This is a genomic window from Terrabacter sp. R4-6 (assembly GCF_057529065.1).
Genome location: NZ_CP197224.1, coordinates 3,666,999 through 3,689,150, shown reverse-complemented (window position 1 = coordinate 3,689,150; position 22,152 = coordinate 3,666,999). Strand labels below are relative to the sequence as shown.

21 protein-coding genes are annotated in these 22,152 nt (G+C 69.4%); 10 read left to right on the top strand and 11 right to left on the bottom strand.

The window, feature by feature from the left end; all coding sequences use genetic code 11:
• Positions 1 to 64: 64 nt before the first annotated feature.
• The 4 genes from rfbB to ACSSS0_RS17140 all read left to right on the top strand — a co-directional run bounded on the left by rfbB (position 65) and on the right by ACSSS0_RS17140 (position 4,200).
• Complete coding sequence (gene rfbB, locus ACSSS0_RS17155) at positions 65 to 1,078, top strand: dTDP-glucose 4,6-dehydratase (protein WP_487228934.1); 1,014 nt, start codon at positions 65 to 67, stop codon at positions 1,076 to 1,078.
• Entirely contained in the window at positions 1,075 to 1,944 is an 870-nt protein-coding gene (rfbD, locus tag ACSSS0_RS17150; protein WP_487228933.1) for a dTDP-4-dehydrorhamnose reductase, read from the top strand. The genes rfbB and rfbD overlap by 4 nt, the downstream gene beginning before the upstream one ends.
• Positions 1,945 to 2,008: 64 nt before the next feature.
• Positions 2,009 to 2,935 carry an NAD-dependent epimerase/dehydratase family protein gene (locus ACSSS0_RS17145; protein ID WP_435986729.1) on the top strand — a complete coding sequence of 309 codons (927 nt, stop codon included), beginning with the start codon at positions 2,009 to 2,011 and terminating at the stop codon, positions 2,933 to 2,935.
• Positions 2,932 to 4,200 (top strand): nucleotide sugar dehydrogenase, encoded by a 1,269-nt coding sequence (locus ACSSS0_RS17140; RefSeq protein ID WP_487228932.1) that lies wholly within the window; start codon positions 2,932 to 2,934, stop codon positions 4,198 to 4,200. The genes ACSSS0_RS17145 and ACSSS0_RS17140 overlap by 4 nt, the downstream gene beginning before the upstream one ends.
• Before the next feature lie 128 nt (positions 4,201 to 4,328).
• On the opposite strand, the gene ACSSS0_RS17135 is transcribed toward ACSSS0_RS17140, so the two are convergent.
• From ACSSS0_RS17135 to ACSSS0_RS17105, 7 genes are all read right to left on the bottom strand, one after another.
• The gene (locus ACSSS0_RS17135; RefSeq protein ID WP_487228931.1) at positions 4,329 to 5,297 is read right to left on the bottom strand and encodes a hypothetical protein; all 969 of its coding nucleotides are present in this window, start codon (positions 5,295 to 5,297) and stop codon (positions 4,329 to 4,331) included.
• 483 nt (positions 5,298 to 5,780) lie between these two features.
• Entirely contained in the window at positions 5,781 to 6,743 is a 963-nt protein-coding gene (locus ACSSS0_RS17130) for a lipopolysaccharide biosynthesis protein (protein WP_487228930.1), read from the bottom strand.
• Positions 6,744 to 7,045: 302 nt separating this feature from the next.
• Positions 7,046 to 7,873, bottom strand: a complete 828-nt coding sequence (locus tag ACSSS0_RS17125) for a glycosyltransferase family protein (RefSeq protein ID WP_487228929.1) — start codon at positions 7,871 to 7,873, stop codon at positions 7,046 to 7,048.
• A 206-nt stretch (positions 7,874 to 8,079) separates the two neighbouring features.
• Complete coding sequence (locus tag ACSSS0_RS17120) at positions 8,080 to 9,240, bottom strand: glycosyltransferase family 4 protein (protein WP_487228928.1); 1,161 nt, start codon at positions 9,238 to 9,240, stop codon at positions 8,080 to 8,082.
• Complete coding sequence (locus ACSSS0_RS17115) at positions 9,237 to 9,866, bottom strand: sugar transferase (RefSeq protein WP_487228927.1); 630 nt, start codon at positions 9,864 to 9,866, stop codon at positions 9,237 to 9,239. Before ACSSS0_RS17115 ends, ACSSS0_RS17120 begins: the two co-directional genes overlap by 4 nt.
• On the bottom strand, positions 9,863 to 10,996 hold the full coding sequence (locus tag ACSSS0_RS17110; RefSeq protein WP_487228926.1) for a DegT/DnrJ/EryC1/StrS family aminotransferase: 1,134 nt from the start codon (positions 10,994 to 10,996) through the stop codon (positions 9,863 to 9,865). The genes ACSSS0_RS17115 and ACSSS0_RS17110 overlap by 4 nt, the downstream gene beginning before the upstream one ends.
• Entirely contained in the window at positions 10,993 to 12,816 is a 1,824-nt protein-coding gene (locus ACSSS0_RS17105) for a polysaccharide biosynthesis protein (RefSeq protein WP_487228925.1), read from the bottom strand. The genes ACSSS0_RS17110 and ACSSS0_RS17105 overlap by 4 nt, the downstream gene beginning before the upstream one ends.
• A 284-nt stretch (positions 12,817 to 13,100) precedes the next feature.
• Here ACSSS0_RS17105 and ACSSS0_RS17100 point away from each other — a divergent pair, with 284 nt between their 5' ends.
• The 6 genes from ACSSS0_RS17100 to ACSSS0_RS17075 all read left to right on the top strand — a co-directional run bounded on the left by ACSSS0_RS17100 (position 13,101) and on the right by ACSSS0_RS17075 (position 18,461).
• Positions 13,101 to 13,433, top strand: a complete 333-nt coding sequence (locus ACSSS0_RS17100) for a hypothetical protein (RefSeq protein ID WP_487228924.1) — start codon at positions 13,101 to 13,103, stop codon at positions 13,431 to 13,433.
• Positions 13,394 to 14,767 carry a hypothetical protein gene (locus ACSSS0_RS17095; protein WP_487228923.1) on the top strand — a complete coding sequence of 458 codons (1,374 nt, stop codon included), beginning with the start codon at positions 13,394 to 13,396 and terminating at the stop codon, positions 14,765 to 14,767. The genes ACSSS0_RS17100 and ACSSS0_RS17095 overlap by 40 nt, the downstream gene beginning before the upstream one ends.
• A 196-nt stretch (positions 14,768 to 14,963) precedes the next feature.
• Complete coding sequence (gene aqpZ / locus ACSSS0_RS17090) at positions 14,964 to 15,806, top strand: aquaporin Z (RefSeq protein ID WP_487228922.1); 843 nt, start codon at positions 14,964 to 14,966, stop codon at positions 15,804 to 15,806.
• Positions 15,807 to 15,827: 21 nt separating this feature from the next.
• Positions 15,828 to 16,478: a SatD family protein gene (locus ACSSS0_RS17085; protein WP_435986747.1), complete on the top strand. Its 651-nt coding sequence runs from the start codon at positions 15,828 to 15,830 to the stop codon at positions 16,476 to 16,478.
• Positions 16,475 to 17,317, top strand: coding sequence for a hypothetical protein (locus ACSSS0_RS17080; protein WP_487228921.1), 843 nt, complete (start codon positions 16,475 to 16,477; stop codon positions 17,315 to 17,317). Before ACSSS0_RS17085 ends, ACSSS0_RS17080 begins: the two co-directional genes overlap by 4 nt.
• Before the next feature lie 154 nt (positions 17,318 to 17,471).
• On the top strand, positions 17,472 to 18,461 hold the full coding sequence (locus ACSSS0_RS17075; RefSeq protein WP_487228920.1) for a malate dehydrogenase: 990 nt from the start codon (positions 17,472 to 17,474) through the stop codon (positions 18,459 to 18,461).
• A gap of 87 nt (positions 18,462 to 18,548) precedes the next feature.
• Here the strand turns inward: ACSSS0_RS17075 and ACSSS0_RS17070 are convergent, their stop codons facing one another.
• Genes ACSSS0_RS17070 through ACSSS0_RS17055 form a run of 4 tightly spaced genes read right to left on the bottom strand, consistent with a single transcriptional unit; the run spans position 18,549 to position 21,970 of the window.
• Positions 18,549 to 19,481 carry a glycosyltransferase gene (locus ACSSS0_RS17070; protein ID WP_487228919.1) on the bottom strand — a complete coding sequence of 311 codons (933 nt, stop codon included), beginning with the start codon at positions 19,479 to 19,481 and terminating at the stop codon, positions 18,549 to 18,551.
• A gap of 10 nt (positions 19,482 to 19,491) precedes the next feature.
• Positions 19,492 to 19,812 (bottom strand): DUF3017 domain-containing protein, encoded by a 321-nt coding sequence (locus tag ACSSS0_RS17065; protein WP_435986751.1) that lies wholly within the window; start codon positions 19,810 to 19,812, stop codon positions 19,492 to 19,494.
• A gap of 9 nt (positions 19,813 to 19,821) precedes the next feature.
• Positions 19,822 to 20,676, bottom strand: a complete 855-nt coding sequence (locus ACSSS0_RS17060; RefSeq protein WP_435986752.1) for a bifunctional methylenetetrahydrofolate dehydrogenase/methenyltetrahydrofolate cyclohydrolase — start codon at positions 20,674 to 20,676, stop codon at positions 19,822 to 19,824.
• Between the two features lie 34 nt (positions 20,677 to 20,710).
• Positions 20,711 to 21,970 (bottom strand): NAD(P)/FAD-dependent oxidoreductase, encoded by a 1,260-nt coding sequence (locus ACSSS0_RS17055; RefSeq protein ID WP_487228918.1) that lies wholly within the window; start codon positions 21,968 to 21,970, stop codon positions 20,711 to 20,713.
• Between the last annotated feature and the right edge of the window lie 182 nt (positions 21,971 to 22,152).

Sequence of the window (22,152 nt, the reverse complement as noted above, 5' to 3'; positions counted from 1 at the left end):
ATATCGAGCGCGGGAGAACGGCTGGTGGCCGTGAAGTTGCCGGCGCTTCGTTACCCTCGGCCCCATGCGCGTGCTCGTGACCGGCGGGGCCGGCTTCATCGGATCGAACTTCGTCCTGCGCGCCCGCGAGGTGCGGCCGGACTGGGGCCTGACCGTCATCGACTCGATGACGTATGCCGCCAACCGCCGTTCGCTCGCGCCCGTCCTCGCCGACCTGGGCGGTGACGGCTCGGTCGAGCTCGTCGAGGGCTCGGTCGCCGACGCGCCGCTCGTCGACCGGCTCGTCGCCGACCACGACGTCGTCGTGCACTTCGCGGCCGAGTCGCACAACGACAACAGCCTCGACTCGCCGTGGCCCTTCGTCGAGTCCAACGTCGTCGGCACCTTCACCCTCCTCGAGGCGATCCGCCGGCACGAGAAGCGCCTCCACCACATCTCGACCGACGAGGTCTACGGCGACCTCAAGCTCGACGACCACGAGCGGTTCACCGAGAAGACGCCCGTCAACCCCTCCTCCCCCTACTCGGCCACCAAGGCCGGCGCCGACCTGCTCGTGCGTGCGTGGATCCGCTCCTTCGGGATCCGGGCGACCGTGTCGAACTGCTCGAACAACTACGGTCCGCGCCAGCACGTCGAGAAGTTCATCCCGCGCCAGGTCACGAACGTCCTGGACGGCATACGGCCCAAGGTCTACGGCTCGGGGCTCAACGTGCGCGACTGGATCCACGTCGACGACCACAACGACGCCGTCATCGCGATCCTCGAGCAGGGCCGCCTCGGCGAGACCTACCTCATCGGCGCCGACGGCGAGCGCAACAACCTCGAGATCGTCGGGATGATCCTCGAGCTGCTGGGCAAGCCCGATGACTGGTTCGAGCACGTCGACGACCGCCCCGGCCACGACCTCCGCTACGCCATCGACGCGACGAAGCTGCGCCTCGAGACGGACTGGAAGCCGCGCTACGGCGACGTGCGCGCGGGCCTCGAGGCGACGATCGAGTGGTACGCCACGCACCGCGACTGGTGGGAGGCCGCCAAGGTCGAGTCCGAGCGCACCTACGCGAGGCTCGGGCGATGACCGCCTCGGCGGGTGGTCCGGCGGGCGCCGGGCGCGCGCTCGTCACCGGGGCGGGCGGCATGCTGGCGCACGACCTCGTCCCGGCGCTGAGTGCGGCCGGATGGGTCGTGACGGCGCTCGGTCGCGGTGACCTCGACGTCACGGACCCGGCGCAGTGCGTGGCCGCGGTGGACGGGCACGACCTCGTCGTCAACGCCGCCGCCTACACGGCCGTCGACGCCGCCGAGACCGACGAGGCGGCCGCCTTCGCCGTCAACGCGGTCGGCGCCGCCAACGTGGCGCGCGCGTGCTCGCGCGCCGGGGCACGACTCGTCCACGTCTCCACGGACTACGTCTTCGACGGCACGGCCACCGAGCCGTATGCCGTCGACCACCCCGTCGCGCCGCGCTCGGCCTACGGCCGCACCAAGGCCGCAGGTGAGTGGGCCGTGCGGGCCCTGTGCCCCGAGTCGTGGGTCGTGCGCACGGCGTGGCTCTACGGCGCCGGCGGCCCGAACTTCGTCTCGACGATGCTGCGGCTCGCGGGCGAGCGAGAGACCGTGTCGGTCGTCGACGACCAGGTGGGCCAGCCGACGTGGACGATCGACCTCGCCGACCTCGTCGTGCGTCTCGTCGCCGGCGATGCGGCATACGGCACCCACCACGGCACGGCGAGCGGGCAGACGACCTGGTTCGGGCTCGCGCGGGCCGTCTTCGAGCTCAGCGGGCTCGACCCCGAGCGGGTGCTCCCGACGACGACGGACACCTTCCCGCGGCCGGCGCCGCGGCCGGCCTGGAGTGTCCTGTCGCACCACAGCCTCGAGGAGGCGGGCATCGCTCCCGTCGCCGACTGGCGCACGGGCCTTCGGACGCACCTGGACGCCTGACGGCAGCAGGGGTCGAACTGCCCTAGAATCGGGCAAGTCGGTCAGACTGCTACGGAAAGCGCAAATGCGACTGCTCATCACGGGGGGCGCCGGGTTCATCGGCTCGAACCTCGCACGACTTGCCCTCCAGTCCGGTCACGCGGTGACGGTGCTCGACGACTTCTCGACCGGCTACCGGGAGAACGTCGACGACATCGACGTGCGCCTCGTCGAAGGCTCCGTCGCCGACCGTGACGCCACCGACGACGCCGTCACGGGGGCCGATGCCGTCGTGCACCTCGGCGCCCTCGGGAGCGTCCCGCGCAGCATCGTCGACCCCGTCGCCAGCCACGTGGCCAACGCCACCGGCACGCTGACCCTCCTCGAGTCGGCACGCGCCGCCGGCGTCTCCCACGTCTCGTGCGCCTCGTCGAGCTCGGTCTACGGCATGAACCCCGCGCTGCCGAAGCACGAGCGCGAGTGGGTGCGCCCCATGAGCCCGTATGCCGTCACCAAGCTCGCGACCGAGCAGTACACGCTCTGCTACCAGCAGGCGTACGGCATGGACACCCTCGCGTTCCGCTTCTTCAACGTCTACGGGCCGCGCCAGCGCGCCGGACACGTCTACGCGGCCGTCATCCCCGTCTTCCTCGAGGCGCTCCTGCGCGGCGAGGCCCTGCCGATCAACGGTGACGGCAGCAACTCGCGCGACTTCACCTACGTCGGCACGGTGTGCAAGGTGCTCCTCGACGCCGCCGAGCGTCGGGTGACCCACCCCGAGCCGGTCAACCTCGCGTTCGGCACCAACACGACGCTCCTCGAGCTCGTGTCGCGCATCGAGCACGCCGCCGGCAGTGCCGCGGAGGTCGTGCACCGCGACCCCCGACCGGGCGACGTCAAGCACTCGCAGGCCGACAACGCGAGCCTGCGCGCCCTCTTCCCCGACGTGTCGCCCGTCTCCCTCGACGAGGGCCTGGCCGAGACCGTCACCTGGTTCAAGGAGATCTCATGAGCAAGACCCTCGTCGTCGTCGGACAGGGCTACGTCGGCCTCCCGATGGCGCTGCGTGCCGCCGAGGTCGGGCTCAAGGTCCACGGCCTCGACACGAACTCCGCGACCGTCTCGGCGCTCAACTCGGGCGTCTCCCACATCGACGACGTCAGCGACGCCGACCTCGCCGCGGGCATCGCCAACGGCTACGAGGCGACCGACGACCCCGGCTGCATCGCCAACGCCGACGTCGTCGTCGTCTGCGTGCCCACGCCGCTCGCGGCCGAGGGCGGCCCCGACCTGCGCCCGGTCGAGGGCGCCGCCCGCGTCATCGGTGAGCACCTCGCCCCCGACACGCTCGTCATCCTCGAGTCGACGACCTACCCGGGCACGACCGAGGAGATCTTCGCGCCCCTCGTGACGCGCGGGCGGTTCGACGTCGGCAGCGACGTCTTCATCGCCTTCTCCCCCGAGCGCATCGACCCCGGCAACGCGACCTTCGGCGTGCGCAACACGCCCAAGGTCGTCGGTGGCATGACGCCCGAGTGCACCCACCGGGCACGGGAGTTCTACGCGCTGTTCATCGACACGGTCGTCGAGGCTCGAGGCGCCAAGGAGGCCGAGATGGCCAAGCTTCTCGAGAACACCTTCCGGCACGTCAACATCGCCCTCGTCAACGAGATGCTGCGCTTCTCGCAGGAGCTCGACATCGACCTGTGGGACGCCATCGACTGCGCCGAGACCAAGCCCTTCGGCTTCATGGCCTTCCGCCCCGGCCCCGGCGTCGGCGGGCACTGCATCCCCGTCGACCCGTCGTACCTCTCGCACCGCGTCAAGGCCAAGCTCGGCTACGCCTTCCGGATGGTCGAGCTCGCCGAGGAGATCAACCACGCGGCCCCCGACTACGTCGCCTCGCGCGTCTGGTCGCTGCTCAACGACCAGGGCAAGGCCGTCAACGGCTCGAACGTCCTGCTCCTCGGCGTCACGTACAAGCCGAACATCGCGGACTGTCGCGAGAGCCCGGCCGACCCGCTCGCGGCGCGGCTCGCGTCGTGGGGAGCGAAGGTCTCGTACCACGACCCGTTCGTCCCGCAGTGGAGCCCGCGAGGCAGCGCGGCCGTGCTGACGTGCGCCCCAGACCTCGACGCTACGCTGGCCGCGGCCGACGTCGTGGTGCTGCTCCAGCCGCACGCCCAGTACGACCTCGACGCCATCGGCGCGAGCGGCGCCAAGATCCTGGACACCCGCGGCGCCCTGGAGCCCGAACTCGGGGTCCAGCGTCTGTAATGGTTGTGCTGGTTGGATGCCGCCCTGGACCCGCATATCTGGCGGCGCGCGGCTGAAGCCCTTCGGCGGCGTCCTGTCCGCGAGAGGTCGCGGCCTGCTTGCATCGCTCACGTGTTGGAGCTAGCCGGTCAACTCCCGCGGTGGGGAACTTGACGAGATGCGTTGGCCGATTGCATCCGCACGGCCGAACGCCGCGCTTTCTCCTCACGACTCGCCTTGGTTTCCCTTGCACTCCTCATGCGACCCAAGGCGAAGATCGCGAAATATAGGACGATGGACATGGTCGATCCGTAACGGTTGTTGAATCCGGCCAAGCCAGAAAAGCCTAAGAGCAGACCAGCAAATAGAAGAGCCTCTGGGGATGAGAGCGCTCGCCTGCCCATCTGGCCCAGGACCAACCCCAGGGCGGACACTGCAATAAGCACACCCCACGTCTGGAAGTCCCGATACCAAGGCTCTAGCCATGTGAAGACGTTCGTCGGAACTGGTGTCACGACAAAAGGCGAGACCTCTTGCCAATTTGGTTCAATCGCCATGCGGGATGTGACGGCGGAAAACGTCGCTAGCCCGTTAGTAGGCGGGTTGAAGTCCCCATACACCGGCCCCACTGTCTCAGTGGGAGGCCAGGACGCGTTGTCGCTGCGCACGAGCTTATCGAAACCCACGACGCCACTGGACGCGTAGATGAGAACCCCAGTAGCTTGACTTCCCGCCAGGGTTGTGCCAACCGTCGAGGTAATTGCCGTATTCTCCGTACCAGTTTTCCCAAGCGCCACTGCCAAACCTTGAAAGATGATGAGGGCGAGCGCTCCCAGCGCAACGAACCTTCGGATCGGCAACTTAACACCCTCAGCGCCCCAGCGCAGACGCAAGATTGCGATGCCTGCGGCCCACATCAGGCAAACGAAGATGTTGGTTCTCTGGAGAAGCGCCGCCTGCAAGATAAGAATTCCTGCCGCGACAATCCCGCGCACCAAGGGCTTCACTCGTTGCCCTCCCTCAACGAGCCAAGGAAAGATCGTCAGGGCGAAGCAGAGCGGGCCCAGGTAAACGAGCAGTTTGCCGTAGATAGGGAATTCTTCTAGGTACTTGACCACCCGAGAACCTCTGATACTCGACGGATCCGTGACCAGAGTCGAGAGGCCAAAGAGACTGGCCATTCGGTAGATATATACGGCGATCCCGACCGCGAAGGCAAACAACAACAGACGATATATCGTGCGTGTCACTAGGGGCTTCGACGCACCCCTCGATGATTCTTCGGAGCTATTTAAAGCGGCCGCAGCAGGACTAGTAGCTCCGTAGCCCAACGCCACCGCTCCATTGAAAAGCACCACGCTGGCCACAATTATCGAAATTGCCGTGAGAGAGACCTCGTCGTACGCAACAAGACCCGATCCAACGATCAGTAGCGCCGTCGCCCAGCCGGCATTGTGGAGCAGCGCTCCTCGGAGCCGTGGACTCTTGGCACACGTAGGGAGAGTGGCGAGTATGGCGAGACCAAGGAAGAAGCACCACCAGTTTGCATTCATCGGCACACGGCTTGTCGTCGATCGGACGGGCTCCAGCCCAGAGAGAGATCAGTCATCTGCTGACACACCCACTAGTGACGCTCGACGGACCTTAAGCCTGGCGAGTACCGCAAGAACGACGTAGGCGACGAAACTTGCGATCGCCGCCCCCATGGCGCCGAACGGAGGGATCAGAATCACACAGAACGCCGCCAACACAACCGATCCTGCAGCCGTTATACGCCCGGCGCTACTTAGCTGTCCGAGGCCGTTGATCACTGCAACATCGAGCTGGTAGCTGGCCATCGGCAACGCTGCGGCACTGAGGAGCCACACCAGCGGGATGGCCTCTCGGAACGCTTCGCCCAACAGGGCCGGCACCAGCACTGGAGCCAAGGCAGACATGATGAGGCATCCGAGCCCAGTCAGCACTAGCGCATATCGTCGGTTTCGCTCGCTCGCACCGCTGGAATTCGTCTGGGTTGAGCGCTTGAATGCAACCTGTCCCACTCCGGTGGCGATCAGCCAGAGGAGCTCCGTGAACGTGGCGGCCGCTCCGTACACCCCAACAGCAGCTGGAGCGGAGATGGCACCGAGGATCAAGCGATCTCCGCGAATGACGAATGCCTGCCCGAAAAGCATGGGCACTGCGGAAAGGCTGAACCGGATCACGTCGACGGCCGGACGGTCGGCATAATCGACCGGATCCCCCAGGCGCTGCGCCTTCTGCTCTCGTCGCAGATTCCACAGGTGGTGCACGACTTGCAGGGCTTGACCGGCGAGCATGGCCCCAAGCACGAACCGCAAGCTAACGAGGCCTAGGGGCGCCGCAGCTAACACCAGGACGGTCTGCGCGGAGGTGGTCACGATGTCGCCGCGAACCGCAGTCGTGTGTTTGCCTAGGCCATGGAGACCCTCGCGCAACAGATACGTCATCAGCATGAGAGCCGCGTAAGGCACGAAAATCAGGCCGACGACGGGGTCGTCCAGACTTTTGGTGACCCATAAGATGCCAAGCCCGACGATTGTCACAGTCGCGACATGTGAAGCCGTCAACCGTGCCACTACGGACATGTATCGGGTGAGCGGCAGAGCCGGCCAGCGACCCAGTAGTACTCGGCCTCCGGTACTGACGCCAAGTGAGCCGATCAGCATTAGGAGAGACCCTGTGGTCGCCGTCACAACGACGATGCCGCGGTCAGCCGGACCAAGCCACCGGGAAGTGAGGACCGCGAAGATGCTCGCGCTAGCGGCCATGAATCCCATGGCGACAACAACCGACGCCTCTCGACTGCGCGCCGTTCTCGACAGCTTGGCGTACGCGGACAGAGCGCTCACCCCTCAAGACCTGTTGCGACAGACCACTGCCGCTTCCAGGAAGTGAAGGCGTAGTGCTGTTCCACACCAGTACGCGCGGCCCTTCCGCGCCTCTCCCGCTGGGATGCCGGCTCCGACAGCAACGTGGTCATGGCTTCCACCCAGTCAGCGGGCGTCGACGCCGACAACCCTTCAAAACGCTCCAGCGCGAGACTGTTCGCACCTACAGGGCTAGCCGCGATCGGCAGCGATGCAGCGGCATATTGAAGAAGCTTGTAGGCACACTTGCCTCGCGCGAAGGGGGTGTCGGTCAGCGGACCGATAGCGATGTCGCTACTTGCGAGTGCGGGCGCGAAGGACGTGGGGCTCCACGGGATGCGATCAATCATGTGGTTGATAGAGCCGAGAGCTGGGTTTTCGCTCGCTCCACTCACTAGGCGAAGGCGCGCTCCCGTCATCTCATGAACCGTTCTAAGAGGGCCTGCGATGTCTGCGACGTACTGCTCCGTCGATGGAGAACCCAGCCATACGATGACAGGCCGCTCTGCGGCTTCCCAAGATGACTTCTCCAGGTAGTCGTCTGGTTCGACGCAGGAGGGCACCATGGTGACGTTGGACGAGAATGATGAAGCCCAATCAGCCAGATAGTCATTCCCAGCAATGACGACGTCCGCAGTCGAGACCAGACTCTGGCACTTTCCACGTTGACCCAAGTATCGACGGACCGCCGAGAGATCGTGAAACAGGGCATCGTCGAAGTCATACACCGAATGCCCTGCGTCATGCAGCAATTGGCGCTCGACTCCACCCGAACTCAACGGACTCGCCTCGCGAGACATGATCACGGTGGATCCCCGGACGTCTTCTCGCCGCAGACGCAGCTCTGCCCTAACCACGTCGGAGACATTCCGGACAAGAGTGGAACCTCGCGCGTCGCGCTGCCCAATGAAGGTGTGGCTCACGGTCGCCAGGCCCAAGTGCCGGAACCAGTCATACAGCCGAACGCGCGTGCTTCCTGCCTCCGGGCTGTACGAAGAGAACGCGTGGACCGTCACAGCCGCTCCTCGAGCGCGGGAACGGACACGCCGTTGACAATCTGTCCGGCGATGCGATCAGGCAGGAACTCAGACGTGACCCATGCGCGAGCAGCGCGACCAAGTGCATCGCGAGCTTCGGCACTTGCAAGAAGTTCTCCTAGAGCATCGGCCAGGGCTCGTCCATCCTCGGCCGGACAGAGCAGCCCTGTTGTCCCGTCGAGCACTGAGTCTCGACATCCTGTAGCAGTCGTCGTCACTGTGGGGATCTCCATGGCTGCCGCTTCGAGCACCACGTTCGGGAACCCTTCGCGCAGTGACGGTAGGACGTGAACCTGCATGAGCGCAAAGTAGGGCCGCACGTCTTCTGCGGGGCCGACCACGGTCGCGGCAAGGGTTGTCTGCCGGATCCGCTCCACGTAGGCGGCAGAATCTGGCTCGTCCTGAGGACCCACAATGAGGAGTTGGAATGCTCGCCCCTCCTCCTCCAGCAAGACAGCAGCCTCGATCAGGGTGTCGATGCCTTTGTCCCGAGTCAGGCGCCCAACGAAACCCACCACAGGGACGTCAAGATTCAGACCCAACGAGAGCCCAAGAGCCCGATCAGCGGGCCGCGGGACAAAGTGCTCTGAGTCGACACCATGGCTGCTGCCAGGGACGGTCTGACGCAGCGCTGCCGGCCTGACCAGTCCGGCAGCGAGCACCTCGTCGTGGAGCGACCGGGAGTTCACGACGACTTCTGTAGCCGCCCCCATGGCGATACGTTCCATGGCGACGAGAAGCCTTCTGCGCCAGCCGCGTTCGCCCTCGAGCCGCAGTCCACCGCACATGTAGACCCGTCTCGGCACGCGCGTCGCTCGTGCTGCGGTTAGTGCCAGAAGGGCACACTTGGGTGTGCCTGCGACGACGACCCCCGGCCTGACCCGGGCGAGTAGGCGCAGCCAACGAATCAGGGCGGCGACATCGCTCACCGGCGAGATGGCGCGGGACATGGCGATGGGGTGGGCGGCCCCGCCGCTCTGCTCGGCGGCCTCGGCCAGGTCAGCACCGTCGGACGACACGAGTGTCACGTCGTAGCCCCGCGCCCTGAGCATGCGGACGGTGTTGACGTGGAACTTCAGGATGGTGACCGGAACCGTGGAGGCGAAGACGGCCCTCCCGTTGAGCACCGGCCTCACGCCGCGGCCTCTTTGGTGACGTCGCTTCCGCGGAACTCGGGCATGGTCACCGAGTCGGCGGCAGACACCCCGTCCCGCCGCAGGACGGCCATCACCGTGTCGCGAAGGATGCGCATGTCCATGCCGAGGCTGCGACGGTCGACGTACTCGACGTCGAGACGGAACTTCTCCTCCCACGTGATCGCGTTCCGGCCGGACACCTGGGCGAGGCCGGTGAGGCCCGGGCGCACCTCGTGGCGACGGGCCTGCTCGCGGGAGTACAACGGGAGGTACTGCATGAGCAGGGGCCGCGGACCCACGAGCGACATGTCCCCCCGGATCACGTTCCACAGGGTCGGGAGCTCATCCAGGCTCGTCGACCGCAGCACTCGTCCGAAGCTCGTCATCCGGGAGGCGTCGTCGACGTGCCCCAGGGCCTCGTCGACCGGGAGCATGCTCCGGAACTTGCGCATCGTGAACGGGTGGCCGTGCAGCCCCGGTCGTCGCTGCTCGAAGAGCACGGGGCGGCCGAGCTTGCGGCTGACGAGGAGGCCCACGAGTCCCTGGACGGGAAGGGACACGACGAAGGCCGGCACCGCGATCGCCAGGTCGAGGACCCGCTTGCTGTCGGGAAGCCGTGCGCTCATGAGTCGAGGTGCCCGGTCAGGGCGCCGATGACCCGGTCGATGTCGTCGTCGGTGAGGCTCGCACCACTCGGGAGCGTGACACCCGTGCGGAAGAGCTCGTCGGAGACGCCGTTGACGAAGGCGCGGTGGTTCGCGTAGATCGGCTGGAGATGCATGGGCTTCCACACGTGGCGCGCCTCGATGTCTGCGAGGTTGAGCGCGGACACCGCCGCGTCAGCGACCCCCGGGCCTTCGCGATCGATGACGATCGTCGTGAGCCAGCAGTTGTCACCGTCGTCGGTGTCGGTCCCTGAGCGCCCCAGCAGGCGTACGTCGCCGTAGGGGGCGAGCGCCTTCGCGTAGCGGTCCCTGATCTCACGACGACGGGCGACCATGGCATCGAGTCGCTCGAGCTGCCCCCGCCCCAGCGCCGCGAGGATGTTGGACATCCGGTAGTTGTAGCCGACGTCCGTGTGCTCGTACCACGGCACCGGCTGGCGGGCCTGGGTGGAGAGATAGCGCGCCCGGTCAAGCAGGTCGAGGTCGTCGCTGAGCAGCATGCCGCCACCCGACGTCGTCATGATCTTGTTGCCGTTGAACGACAGCGCGGACGAGCGGCCGAACGACCCGGCGGCGCGGCCGGCGTGGGAGGCGCCCAACGCCTCGGCGGCGTCCTCGACGACGACGACGTGCCGATCCGCGAGCAGCGGGAGCAGTCGGGAGTAGTCGACACAGCGACCGAACAGGTCCACGGGCACGACCGCGGGGACGGACCTGCCTTCTTCGCGCAGCACGTCGACGGCCCGGACGAGCAGGTCGACGTCGACGTTGCCGTCGGCGGCCTGGGAGTCCACGAGCACCGGCTCGGCCCCGGTGTAGAGGATCGCGTTGACCGTCGCCGCGAAGGTCAGGCTCGAGACGGGGACGTGGGTGCCCGGCCCCACTCCCGCATCCAGCAGCGCGAGGTGCAGGGCGGCCGTACCCGACGACAGGGCGAGGGCGCCGGCCACGCCGACACGCTCGGCGATCGAGGCCTCGAACGCGTCGACATGGGGACCGAGCGGAGCGATCCATCCCGAGCGGAGGGCATCGAGGACGTAGGCCTCCTCGACCTCGGTGACCTCGGCCTTGGACAGGTGGATACGGCTCACCGCTGGATCGCTTCCGTCGTGAGTTGCCCGTTGAGGAGTGCCTCGCGCTTCATCCACTCCCGGCCACCCTCGGCTCCTGCGAAGGCGGTCTCGAGCACGGCTTCCGGCTGGATCGAGGGAACGCCGACGCTGTCGACGAGCGGATGACCGGTGCTGCGGCGATCCTCGCTGGGTGAGAAGAGCTCCTCACCCATCTTCTCGCCGGGCCGCAGGCCGGTGAAGACGATGTCGATGTCACGCCGCCCGCTCATCCGGATGAGGGTCTGGGCGACCTCGAGGATCTTCACCTGCTCCCCCATCTCGAGCACCATGACCTCGCCGTCGACGCCGATGGACGCCGCTTCGAGCACGAGCTGGCAGGCCTCGGGGATGAGCATGAAGTAGCGGCACACGTCGGGGTGGGTGACCGTGATCGGGCCGCCAAGCTCGATCTGGGCCGTGAAGGCGTGCACGACCGAGCCGCGCGAGCCGAGCACGTTGCCGAAGCGCACCGACACGTAGCGGCCGCTGGCGCGGTGGGCGAAGTCGGCGGTCAGTCGCTCGGCGAGGCGCTTGCTGTAGCCGAGCACGCACGTCGGGTTGGCGGCCTTGTCCGTGGAGATGTTGACGAACGTCGAGACACCTGCGGCCTCGGCAGCGGTGAGGACGTTGAGGGTCCCGATGACGTTGCTCTTCCAGGCTTCGAGTGGGTGCGCCTCGAGCAGGGGCAGGTGCTTGAGGGCCGCGGCATGGAAGACGACCTCGGGCCGGGCCCGGTCGAAGGCCTCGGCGAGCGCCTTGGGGTCGCGGATGTCGGCGAGGATGAGGTCGTCGGAGTCGAGCAGCCCGTGGCCGGAGAGGCTCATCTCGGTCGCCTGCAGACCGGACTCGTCGCGGTCGAGCATGTAGAGCCGGGACGGGCCGAAGCGCGCGATCTGACGGCAGAGCTCCGAGCCGATGGAGCCGCCGGCTCCGGTGACGAGGACGCGACGACCGGAGATCTGGTCAGCGATGGCCGTCGTGTCGAGCTGCACGGGGCGTCGACCGAGCAGGTCGGCGACGTCGAGGTCACGCAGGTCGTTCGGGGTCGGCCGTCCGCCGATGATGTCCTTGAGCGGCGGCAGGCTGACGACGTCGAGCCCGGCGTCGGCGGCACGGGATGCCAGGTCGCGCAGGGTGGCCGCCTCGGCGTTCGGGAGCGCGAGCACGAGGGTGTCCGCCTCGTAGCGCTCCGCGACCGCTGCGAGGTCGGCGCGGGTGCCGCGGACCCGCAGTCCCTCGAGGCGCAGGCGGTGCTTGGAGGGGTCGTCGTCGAGCAGTGCCACGGGCACGAAGGGCCCGGCACCGTCGTACTTCATGCTGCGCAGCAGCCGACGTCCGGCCTCACCGGCACCGAGGACGATGGCCCGGCGCTCCGCCGCGGTCTGCATCGCCCGGTGGGACCGCACGGTGCGCACGACGAAGCGGAGGGCGAACATCAACCCGATGGCAAGCGCCCCGGCGGTCACGGGCACGCCGCGCGGGATGACCAGCGGCTCCGCCAGGAGCGACCAGAGGAAGAGGACGGTCCCGACGATCGCGGTCGTCGTCATGAGCTCGACGATCTCCTCGAACGAGCCGAGTACGTGGCTGATCGAGTAGGGCCCGACGAGGTAGCCGACGGCGAGCTGTCCGACCATGGCCGCGAGCGCGAAGTAGGCCGTGCCCTTGAGGTACGTCTCGTCGATGCCGAAGTCGAGGCGGATCCAGAGCGCCGCGAAGAGCATCACGACCCAGATCAAGGCGTCGACGGCGGCCCAGCCGAGGCGGACCCATCGAGCCCTGCGTACCTGTGCTGTCACCCTGTACTCACCACAATCCCTGACGTGCCCCGATTTCACGTACGCGTCTTGGGTTCAGCGACGGCGACGACCTTTGTCCCGGAACCCGACGTGACTGGTGACTTTCCCACCAATTCGGTCAAACCACGCGTAAGCCGAATGATAGCCGTGAATCCGTACATCGCCGGACATGTCGGCATCGTGGACACCCCCCGCGCCGGCGAACGACAGGATCTCCGGGACCGCCACGAAGACGCCCCACGCGCATCCGGCCCTGACGCACCGAGCGCGGCGATGATGAGGCGGTGACCGAGTTCACCGAGCGGGGCCGTGCAGCGGGAGTCACGCCCCTGCGGTCGAGGCCGGGCGCCGCCGCGGTCGGCCTCTGCCTCGTCCTCGTGCTCGCGTGGCGCCTGACGCTGGGCGCCAGCTCGGACGACGACGGTCACGTCGTGACGCTGGCGCTGCGGCTCTCCCGTGGCGACACCGCGTTCGGAGACGAGATGAACCTGCAGGCGACGGGTGCGCTCCTCGCCGTGCCCTTCGTCTGGGTGTGGGACCACACGGTCGGGACGACGGGCATCGTGCTGCGTCGCGCGTGTGGTTCGTCGTCGTCGCCCCGGTCGTCGCGCTGGTGACGTCACGCGCGCTGCGCACGAGGTATGCCGCCGGGCCGGCTGTCGTGGCCACGGTGGCCGCCCTGCTCGGCCTGCCCTACCAGCTGCCGCTCGTCAGCTACAGTTCGGTGCCGGTGCTCGCCCTCGTGCTGGCCGCCGCGTCGGGAGTCGCGCTCCGGGAGACGCGCTCGGCAGCCTGGGCCGGGGTTTTGGGTGTCTCGACCGCGATGGGCACCGTCGCGAGCCCGCAGCTGGCGCCGGCGTTCGCCCTGGCACTCGCCGTCGGGGTCGTCCGGGTGCGAGGCGCCCGCCCCAGGGTCGTGGCACTGGCGTCGAGCGCCGGGCTCATCGCGGTGGCGGCCGCGTGGGTGCTGCTGGCCGCCGGCACCGAGCCCGTTGCCGACACGATGCACTACCTGCTGGCGGTTCGCGGAGACGGCCTGTCGCCGCTCGAGCGCGTCGGCCGGGCGGTCGGGACGTACGAGGGTCTGCGCTTCCCGCTCTACTGGCCGCTGCTCGGGTGCATCGGGCTGACCGTCGGGTGCCTCCGCCCGGACTGGCGCGCGCTGCGGGTCGGCGCGAGCGGCGCGGGCGTCGCGTGGTGCACCGCCGTGACCGTCGCCGCCGCGCTGGGGTTCCTGCCGCAGCTGTGGTTCGGCAACACCGTGGCCGCCCTCGAGACCCTCCTGGTCCTCACCCTCCTGCTGCCCGTCCTGGCCGAGCTGCGCTGGTCCCACCGGCCCGGGGATGCCGGCGACCTCGCCGCGGCCGCCGCGCCCGGCCTCGTCGCAGCGACCGTCATCGCTGCCACGACCAACTCCGGCCCGGCTTACTCCGTGCACGGAGCCGCCCTCGGCGGCCTCCTGCTCGTGCTCGTCGTCCAGTGGTCCACGGCCGCGCGCCGACTCGTCGGGGTGCGCGCACGACGCGGGGCGGGACCCGCTCGGGCGACGAGCGCCCTCGCGGCCCTCCCCGCCGTCGCGATGTCGCTCGGGCTGCTGGCCCTGCCGTTTCGACGACCCCGGCTCCGTCCGCGTCGACACCCGGATCCTGACCGGGCCGTGGGCCGGCCTGGTCACGACGTCCGACCAAGCCGCACGCCTCACGGCCCTCTCGTCCACCGTCGACGAGGTGACCCGTGGCGGGCGTCCCGTCCTCGTCCTGGGCGCCTCCGGCGGCTACCTCGCCGCCAACGGCCCGATGGCCACCCCGTCGGTGTGGCTCGACGACCACGGAGCCGCCAACCAGTGGGCGGTCGACTGGTACCAGCGGACCGGACGCGCTCCGGACGTCGTCGTCGTCACGGCAGCGGCGGACGCCCGGGCCGGGGGTGCAGCGGCCTGGTCGGCCCGTGACCCGCTGCGCGCGTGGGTCGCGACGGCATACCCCGTCGTGCGCACGGTCCCGGGTGTCGGCACGGTCCTCGAGCGACGCTGACGGGGCACGCGGCGCAGCTCTCATCCCCCGCTGGGGCGGTGACGGTCCACTACGCTGCGGGCACCGGGAGCCTCCCGGGCGGTTCGGCCTCGACGTCTGTGCTGGAGGAGCCCGATGTACACCCCCAAGATGAGTTCACGCCTCGCCGTCGAGGCGCTCGGGACCTTCTGGCTCGTCTTCATCGGCTGCGGCTCGGCCATCTTCAACGCGAAGTTCGTCGCCCGGACCCTCGACGGACAGGTCATCGACTACGGCATCGGCCACCTCGGCGTCGCCATCGCCTTCGGCCTCGCGGTCACGACGATGGCGTATGCCGTGGGGCACGTCTCCGGGGCGCACTTCAACCCCGCGGTCACGATCGGCATCGCCGTCGCGAAGCGCTTCGAGTGGCGTGAGGTGCCGGCCTACGTCGGCGCCCAGCTCGTCGGCGGCCTGCTCGCCGGAGGCGCACTCGCCGGGCTGCTGTCCTCGACGGGACGCCCCGTCACCGGCAACCTCGCGGCCAACGGCTTCGGCATCCACTCCCCCGGCGGGTTCGCACTCGGCGGGGTGCTCATCGTCGAGGCCCTCGTCACCGCCTTCTTCGTCTACATCATCCTCGGCGCGACGAAGGACGACGCCCCCAAGGGCTTCGCCCCGCTCGCCATCGGTTTCGGCCTGCTCCTCGCGCACCTCGTGGCCATCCCGATCAGCAACGCCTCGATCAACCCGGCCCGCTCGACGGCCGTCGCCTTCTTCAACGGCAACGGCGCCCCCGGGCAGCTGTGGGCCTTCTGGGTGGCGCCGATCGTCGGTGGCCTCATCGCCGGCAGCACCTACGCCTGGATCACCGGCGAGCGCCGCGACGACATGGACATCAGTGGCTCGACCGACATGGTCGAGAACGCCGCGGTCGACGACGAGGGCCGTCCCGTCCTCGACGTGGACTCTGGTGAAGGCCAGCGCTCCATTTCCTGAATATGAAGATATGATCTTCACATGTCAGATCTGAAGGCAAAACCTTCACCGGTGGCGCTCATCGGGGACATCGTCGAGTCCCGCACCCACCGCGAGCGCCAAGCCCTGCACGACGCCTTCCAGGCCGCCGTCGCCCGCGCCAACGCCGAGGTCCCGATCGACGACCCGGCTGTCATCACCGTCGGCGACGAGTTCCAGGGCGTCTACCCCAGCCTGGGAGCAGCGCTGCGTGCCAGCTTCGTCGTCCGCAGCGAGCTCTTCCCCCGGGCCGACGTCCGTTTCGGGCTCGGCCGCGGCGCCGTCTCGACGCTCGACCCCGTCCGCGGCATCCACGACGGGCCGGCCTACTGGAACGCCCGCGAGGCCATCACCGTGGCCGAGGAACGGGCGCAGCGCGCACAGACGCGGACGTCGCGGACCGCCTACGTCGCTCCGGACGAGCCGCCGGCCACCGTCGCGGCCGTGCGGGCTGCGCTCGACTGTCTGGACTTCATGGTTGGCTCCATGTCGACCACCTCACGCGAGATCCTCGGAGGACTCATGCACGGCCACGCGCAGCAGGACGTCGCCGACCGGGTCGGCATCAGCCCGTCCGCGGTCTCGCAGCGCGTGCGGCGCGACGGCATCGGCGTCGCGCTCGAGGCCATGACGACCCTGGGTGACCTGCCGTGACGTGGCTGTCGATCGCCCTCGCCGGCATCGGCGTCGGCGACGTCGTCCGGTCCACGACGTGGCGACCGGGCCGCGTCGTCGGGCACGTCGCCGCACCTGTCGTCGTGGTCGCCCTGGCCCTCGTGGCCGGGATGCACGGCTGGGCCGACCTGCTTGCCCTCGCCATCGCCGCGGCCGCCGGTGCCGGATGGGCCGAGCTCTCACGTCGCACGCAGATGACGGGTCGAGGCGCCCTCGCGCCGCTGGCCGTCTTCGCGGGCCTCGTCGTCGGGCTGCTCGCCTTCTCCGGGGCGGCGTCACCTGCGGGTGGCCCCCTCGCCACGTGGCTGCAGTGGGCCGACCTGCCCGGCAGCGGCCCGCTCCCCGCCGCACGGGTGCTGCTGCTCACCGGGCTCGTGCTCTTCAACGTCGCGACGGCCAACGTCATCGTCCGACTCGTCCTGCTCACGATCGGGGCCCTGCGCCCGTCCGACGTCACCAACGCCAACGCGGCCGCCGCGGCTGCCGCCTCCCTCACCGGGCGGGCCGCTCCCCCGACCGGCGGCCAGCCCGCCGACCGCCTCAAGGGTGGGCGTCTGCTCGGGCCCATGGAGCGTCTCGTCATCCTCGGCCTCGGCGTCGCCGGTGAGTTCGGCGCCGCCGGTCTCGTCATCGCCGCCAAGGGGCTGCTCCGCTTCCCCGAGATCCAGGCGGCTGCCCGCTCCGCCAGCGGTGGACCGGCAGGCACGGGCTCCTACCCCGGCGGCCCGGCCGGCATCGACGACGTCACCGAGTACTTCCTCGTCGGCAGCTTCGTCAGCTGGCTCATCGCCCTCGGCTCGCTCGCCCTCACCGTCTGACGCATCGCTCTCGGCCAGCATGCGTGATCGTCGTCACGGCTCTTGCGTGTGCGTGCTGGGGGCTCGCGCTGAGCACGGGCGCCCGTCCAGCCCGGCACGCAGCCACTGATAGCGTCGGAGCGTCCAGCGCCACACCGATGTGAAGGGCCTACCTGTGAGCACTACCCCCGTCAAGGTCGCCGTCACCGGCGCCGCCGGCCAGATCGGCTACAGCCTCCTGTTCCGCATCGCGAGCGGTGCCCTGCTCGGGCCCGACACCCCGGTGGAGCTGCGCCTGCTCGAGATCACCCCCGCGCTCAAGGCGCTCGAGGGTGTCGTCATGGAGCTCGACGACTGCGCCTTCCCGACCCTCGCCGGCGTCCAGATCGGCGACGACGCGACGAAGGTCTTCGACGGCGTCAACCACGCCCTCCTCGTCGGCGCCCGCCCCCGCGGCCCGGGCATGGAGCGCGGTGACCTCCTCGAGGCCAACGGCGGCATCTTCGCCCCGCAGGGCAAGGCTCTCAACGAGGTCGCGGCCGACGACATCCGCATCACCGTCACCGGCAACCCCGCCAACACCAACGCGCTCATCGCCATGAGCAACGCCCCCGACATCCCGACCGAGCGCTTCTCGGCCCTGACGCGCCTCGACCACAACCGCGCGATCAGCCAGCTCGCCGCCAAGCTCGGCGTGCCGGTCACCGAGATCACGAAGATGACGATCTGGGGCAACCACTCCGCGACGCAGTACCCCGACCTCTTCCACGCCGAGGTCGGCGGCCGCAACGCCGCCGAGACCGTCGGCGACCAGGACTGGCTCGCCGGCACCTTCATCCCGACCGTCGCCAAGCGAGGCGCGGCGATCATCGAGGCGCGCGGCGCGAGCTCGGCCGCGTCGGCCGCCTCCGCCACGATCGACCACGCCCGCACCTGGGTCCAGGGCACGCCCGACGGCGACTGGGTCTCCATGGCCGTGCGCTCCGACGGCTCCTACGGCGTGCAGGAGGGTCTCATCTCCTCCTTCCCCGTCACCGTCAAGAACGGGCAGTGGAGCATCGTCCAGGGCCTCGACATCGACGACTTCTCGCGCGGCAAGATCGACGCGTCGGTCGCCGAGCTCGCCGAGGAGCGCGACGCCGTCAAGGGCCTCGGCCTCATCTGAGCAGGCCCCCTCACGTCGAAGGGCGCCGTCCACCACGAGGTGGGCGGCGCCCTTCGCGTATGCCGTATGCCGTGCGCCGTGTGCCGCTCAGCGACGCCAGCCGAGCCGGGCGGCCCCGGCCTTGACCACCTCGGTCAGCGGAGGCGTCGTGCCCTGCGGCCGCACGTGCGTGCCACGCAGTCTCCAGTACCTCGCCTCGGCCCACTTCGTCATCTCACCCGGGTGCTGCACCCACAGGCGGACGAGGCGGGCGCGGTGGACGGCTTTCTGCCGCAACAGGTCCCGGGTCGACACGTCACGGTCGTAGACGAGCTCGAGGTCGAAGCGCTCGTTGACCACGCGCGGGGAGACGCGTGCGCCGACGGTCATGTTGAGCAGGTTGGTGCCGTGGATGACCTGCACCCACATCGGCGGTGCGCTCACCTCCCGCACGGGACCCCACTGGCGCGCACGGGCGTGGCGGGCGGCATACACGGTGCTCGGAGGCGAGTCGGGGCGGCGCTGCTCGACGAGGGTGAGGAACGGGCTCGAGAGCTGGTCGTAGCGGTAGGTCGCGCCGCTCCGGTCGATCTGGATGCCGCGCGGGAAGTCGACGAAGAGGCCCTGGGTCGGCGTGAACTCGCGCTGGGCCGCTGCCATGAAGTCCCGGGCGATGGCGTCGTCGCTGTCGAGACGGGTCGTGAGCAGCCAGGACGGTGCAGTGTCGGCCGGGCTGAGCTCGGCGATCGCCTGCCCGAAGATCCAAGGCGACCACGGCTCGTGGCTCCAGACCGGGGTGAACGTGCCCTCGGCGAGCGCCTCGACGTCGCCGCGGAAGTCGTCGCTGCAGCGGTCGTCGAAGAGGACGAGCCACGTGAAGTCCGCGCCCTGCTGGCTGCGCACGGATGACCAGCACGCGTCGACGAAGAAGCCGAGGCGGTAGCGCAGCCACTCCTCCTGGGCCGGGACGTCGGGCGAGAAGGCCGCGCTGAAGCGCGTCAGGAGGTAGTGCTCGAACGCCTGCGGCTGGGGGCTCGGCACGGTCGTCCCGTCAGCGGGCGCTGCGGCCGACGGACGTCCGGTCCGGCACGTCGGCGCGCACGTTGACCGTGGCCGACGCGATGAGCACGCCGATGCCCAGGGTCAGCAGGATGACGACGTCGAGGGTGCGAGAGCGGACGTTGAGACCGCCCGCCTTGCGCGAGGGCCGGGCCACGAGGCGGATCAGGGCGCCGACGAAGAACGCCGTGGCCATGATGCGCCCGCCCCAACGGACGTCGAGGAAGGCCATGACGAGGACGCCGACGGCGGCCATCCCCGCGACGAGGTACCACCAGCTGAGGACGACGAAGCCGCTACCCCGCCACTGCATCGGAGCCGCTCAGGCGCCGGACGCGACCGAGGACTCGGCCGCCTCGACGATGTTGGTGAGCAGCAGGGCCCGGGTCATCGGTCCAACGCCGCCCGGGTTGGGGCTGACCCAGCCGGCGACCTCGGCGACGTCGAGGGCGACGTCTCCGGCGATCTTGCCGTCGACGCGGCTCACGCCCACGTCGAGCACGGCGGCGCCGGGCTTGACCATCTCCTTGGTGACGATGCCGGGCACGCCGGCCGCGGCGATGACGATGTCGGCCTGGCGCACCTCGGCGGCGAGGTCCTTCGTGCCGGTGTGGCAGAGCGTGACGGTGGCGTTCTCGCTCTTGCGCGTGAGGATGAGGCCGAGCGGGCGGCCCACGGTCAGGCCGCGGCCGATGACGACGACCTTCGCGCCCGCGATCGGCACGTCGTGGCGCCGGAGCAGCTCGATGCACCCCATCGGCGTGCACGGGAGCGGGGCAGGCTTGCCGAGGGCGAGCCAGCCGAGATTCATCGGGTGAAGGCCGTCGACGTCCTTGGCGGGGTCGACGCGCGAGAGGAGCGCCATCTCGTCGAGGCCGGTCGGCTGCTGGACGAGGAACCCCGTGCACGTGGGGTCGGCGTTGAGCTCGTCGATGACGGCCTCGACCTCAGCCTGCGTGGCCGTGGCCGGCAGGTCGCGGCGCAGGCTCGTGATGCCGATCTCGGCGCAGTCCTTGTGCTTGGCGTTGACGTACCAGTGGCTGCCCGGGTCGTCGCCGACGAGGACCGTGCCGAGGCCCGGGACGACCCCCTGCTCACGCAGGCGAGCGACCCGCTGGGTCAGCTCGACCTTGATCGCCTTGAGGGTGGCCTTGCCGTCGAGGATCTGTGCCGTCACGGTGCACATCCTGCCACCCCCGCCGCTCGGGCGGTCAGGTCAGGTCGGCGAGCGGGACGCCGGGGTCGGCGAGCCGGTCGCGGTCGACGACGGTGCGGTCGCGCACGAGACGCTGGACGTCGTCGATGGTGTCCCAGACGTTGACGTGCATGCCGGCGAGCACGCGCACGCCGTCCCCCTCCGGGACGACCCAGAACGCCATGAACTCGTTGCCCGACGGCTCGCCGCGCAGCACCACCTCGGCGTCGGTCCCGCGCGGGACGTAGCCGGCGTACTCGAGGCCGATGTCGTACTGGTCGGAGAAGAAGAACGGGATGGGGTCGTAGGTCACGTCCTGGCCCGCCATCGACCGGCCCGCCGCGAGCCCGCCGTCGTGCGCGTTGGCCCAGTGCTCGACGCGGACGAACGCGTCGAGCGCCGTCGACCGCCAGCTCGCGACGTCGCCGGCCGCCCACACGCCATCGGCCGACGTGCGCAGCGCCTCGTCGGTCGTGATGCCGTTGGCCGTGTCGATGCCGGCGCCCTCGGCCAGTCCGGTGTTCGGGGTGATGCCGACGCCGACGACGACGGCATCGGCCGGCAGGATGTCGCCGGACGTCGTGACGACCCCGGTCACCGAGGTCTCACCCTCGATCCGCTCGACGCCCTCGCCGAACCGGAAGTCGACGCCGTGACCCCGGTGCAGCTGCGCGAACCAGCCACCGACCTGCTCGCCCATGACACCGAGGAGCGGCGCGGCCTGGGGCTCGATGACGGTGACGCTGCAACCGGCGTCGCGGGCGGCTGCGGCGACCTCGAGGCCGATCCACCCGGCGCCGACGATGACGATGCGCGCCCCGCCGGTGAGGCGGGCCTTGAGCGCCTCGGACTCCTGCATCTCGCGGAGGTAGAGCACGCCGTCGAGGTCCGCGCCGGGCACGTCGAGAGCGCGTGCCGACGAGCCCGTGGCGATGAGGAGCCGCTCGTAGGAGAGCACGTCGCCGTCGGCGAGCGTCAGCGTGTGCTGCTCGGCGTCGAGGGAGGTGGCGGGGCTGCCCAGACGCAGCTCGACCCCCTGCTCGGCGTACCAGTCCCGGTCGTGCGTGAACGCCGTCTCCATCTCGTCCTCGCCCTTGAGCACCGCCTTGGACAACGGCGGCCGCTCGTAGGGCAGCCGGTCCTCCTCCGTCACCAGGACGATCGCGCCGTCCGTGTCGCTCTCGCGGATGCCCTCGATGGCCTTCGCCGCGGCGAGTCCACCGCCGACGATGACGTATGCCGTGCGCTCCTGCTGTGCGGTCGTGTCAGTGCTCATGTCCACACCTTCACACGCGGGCCGGTGCCCGTCGAGACCCGTCGTCGGCCCTCGTCGTCGAGTGGCCCCGTCGTCACACGTGCCCCTCGTCAGGTGTCAGGTCGGTCCGGACACTGCTGGGACACGTGGGGTTGCGGGGCCACTCGAGCAGGGAGGCGCACCCACTCGAGTGGCCCCGTCGT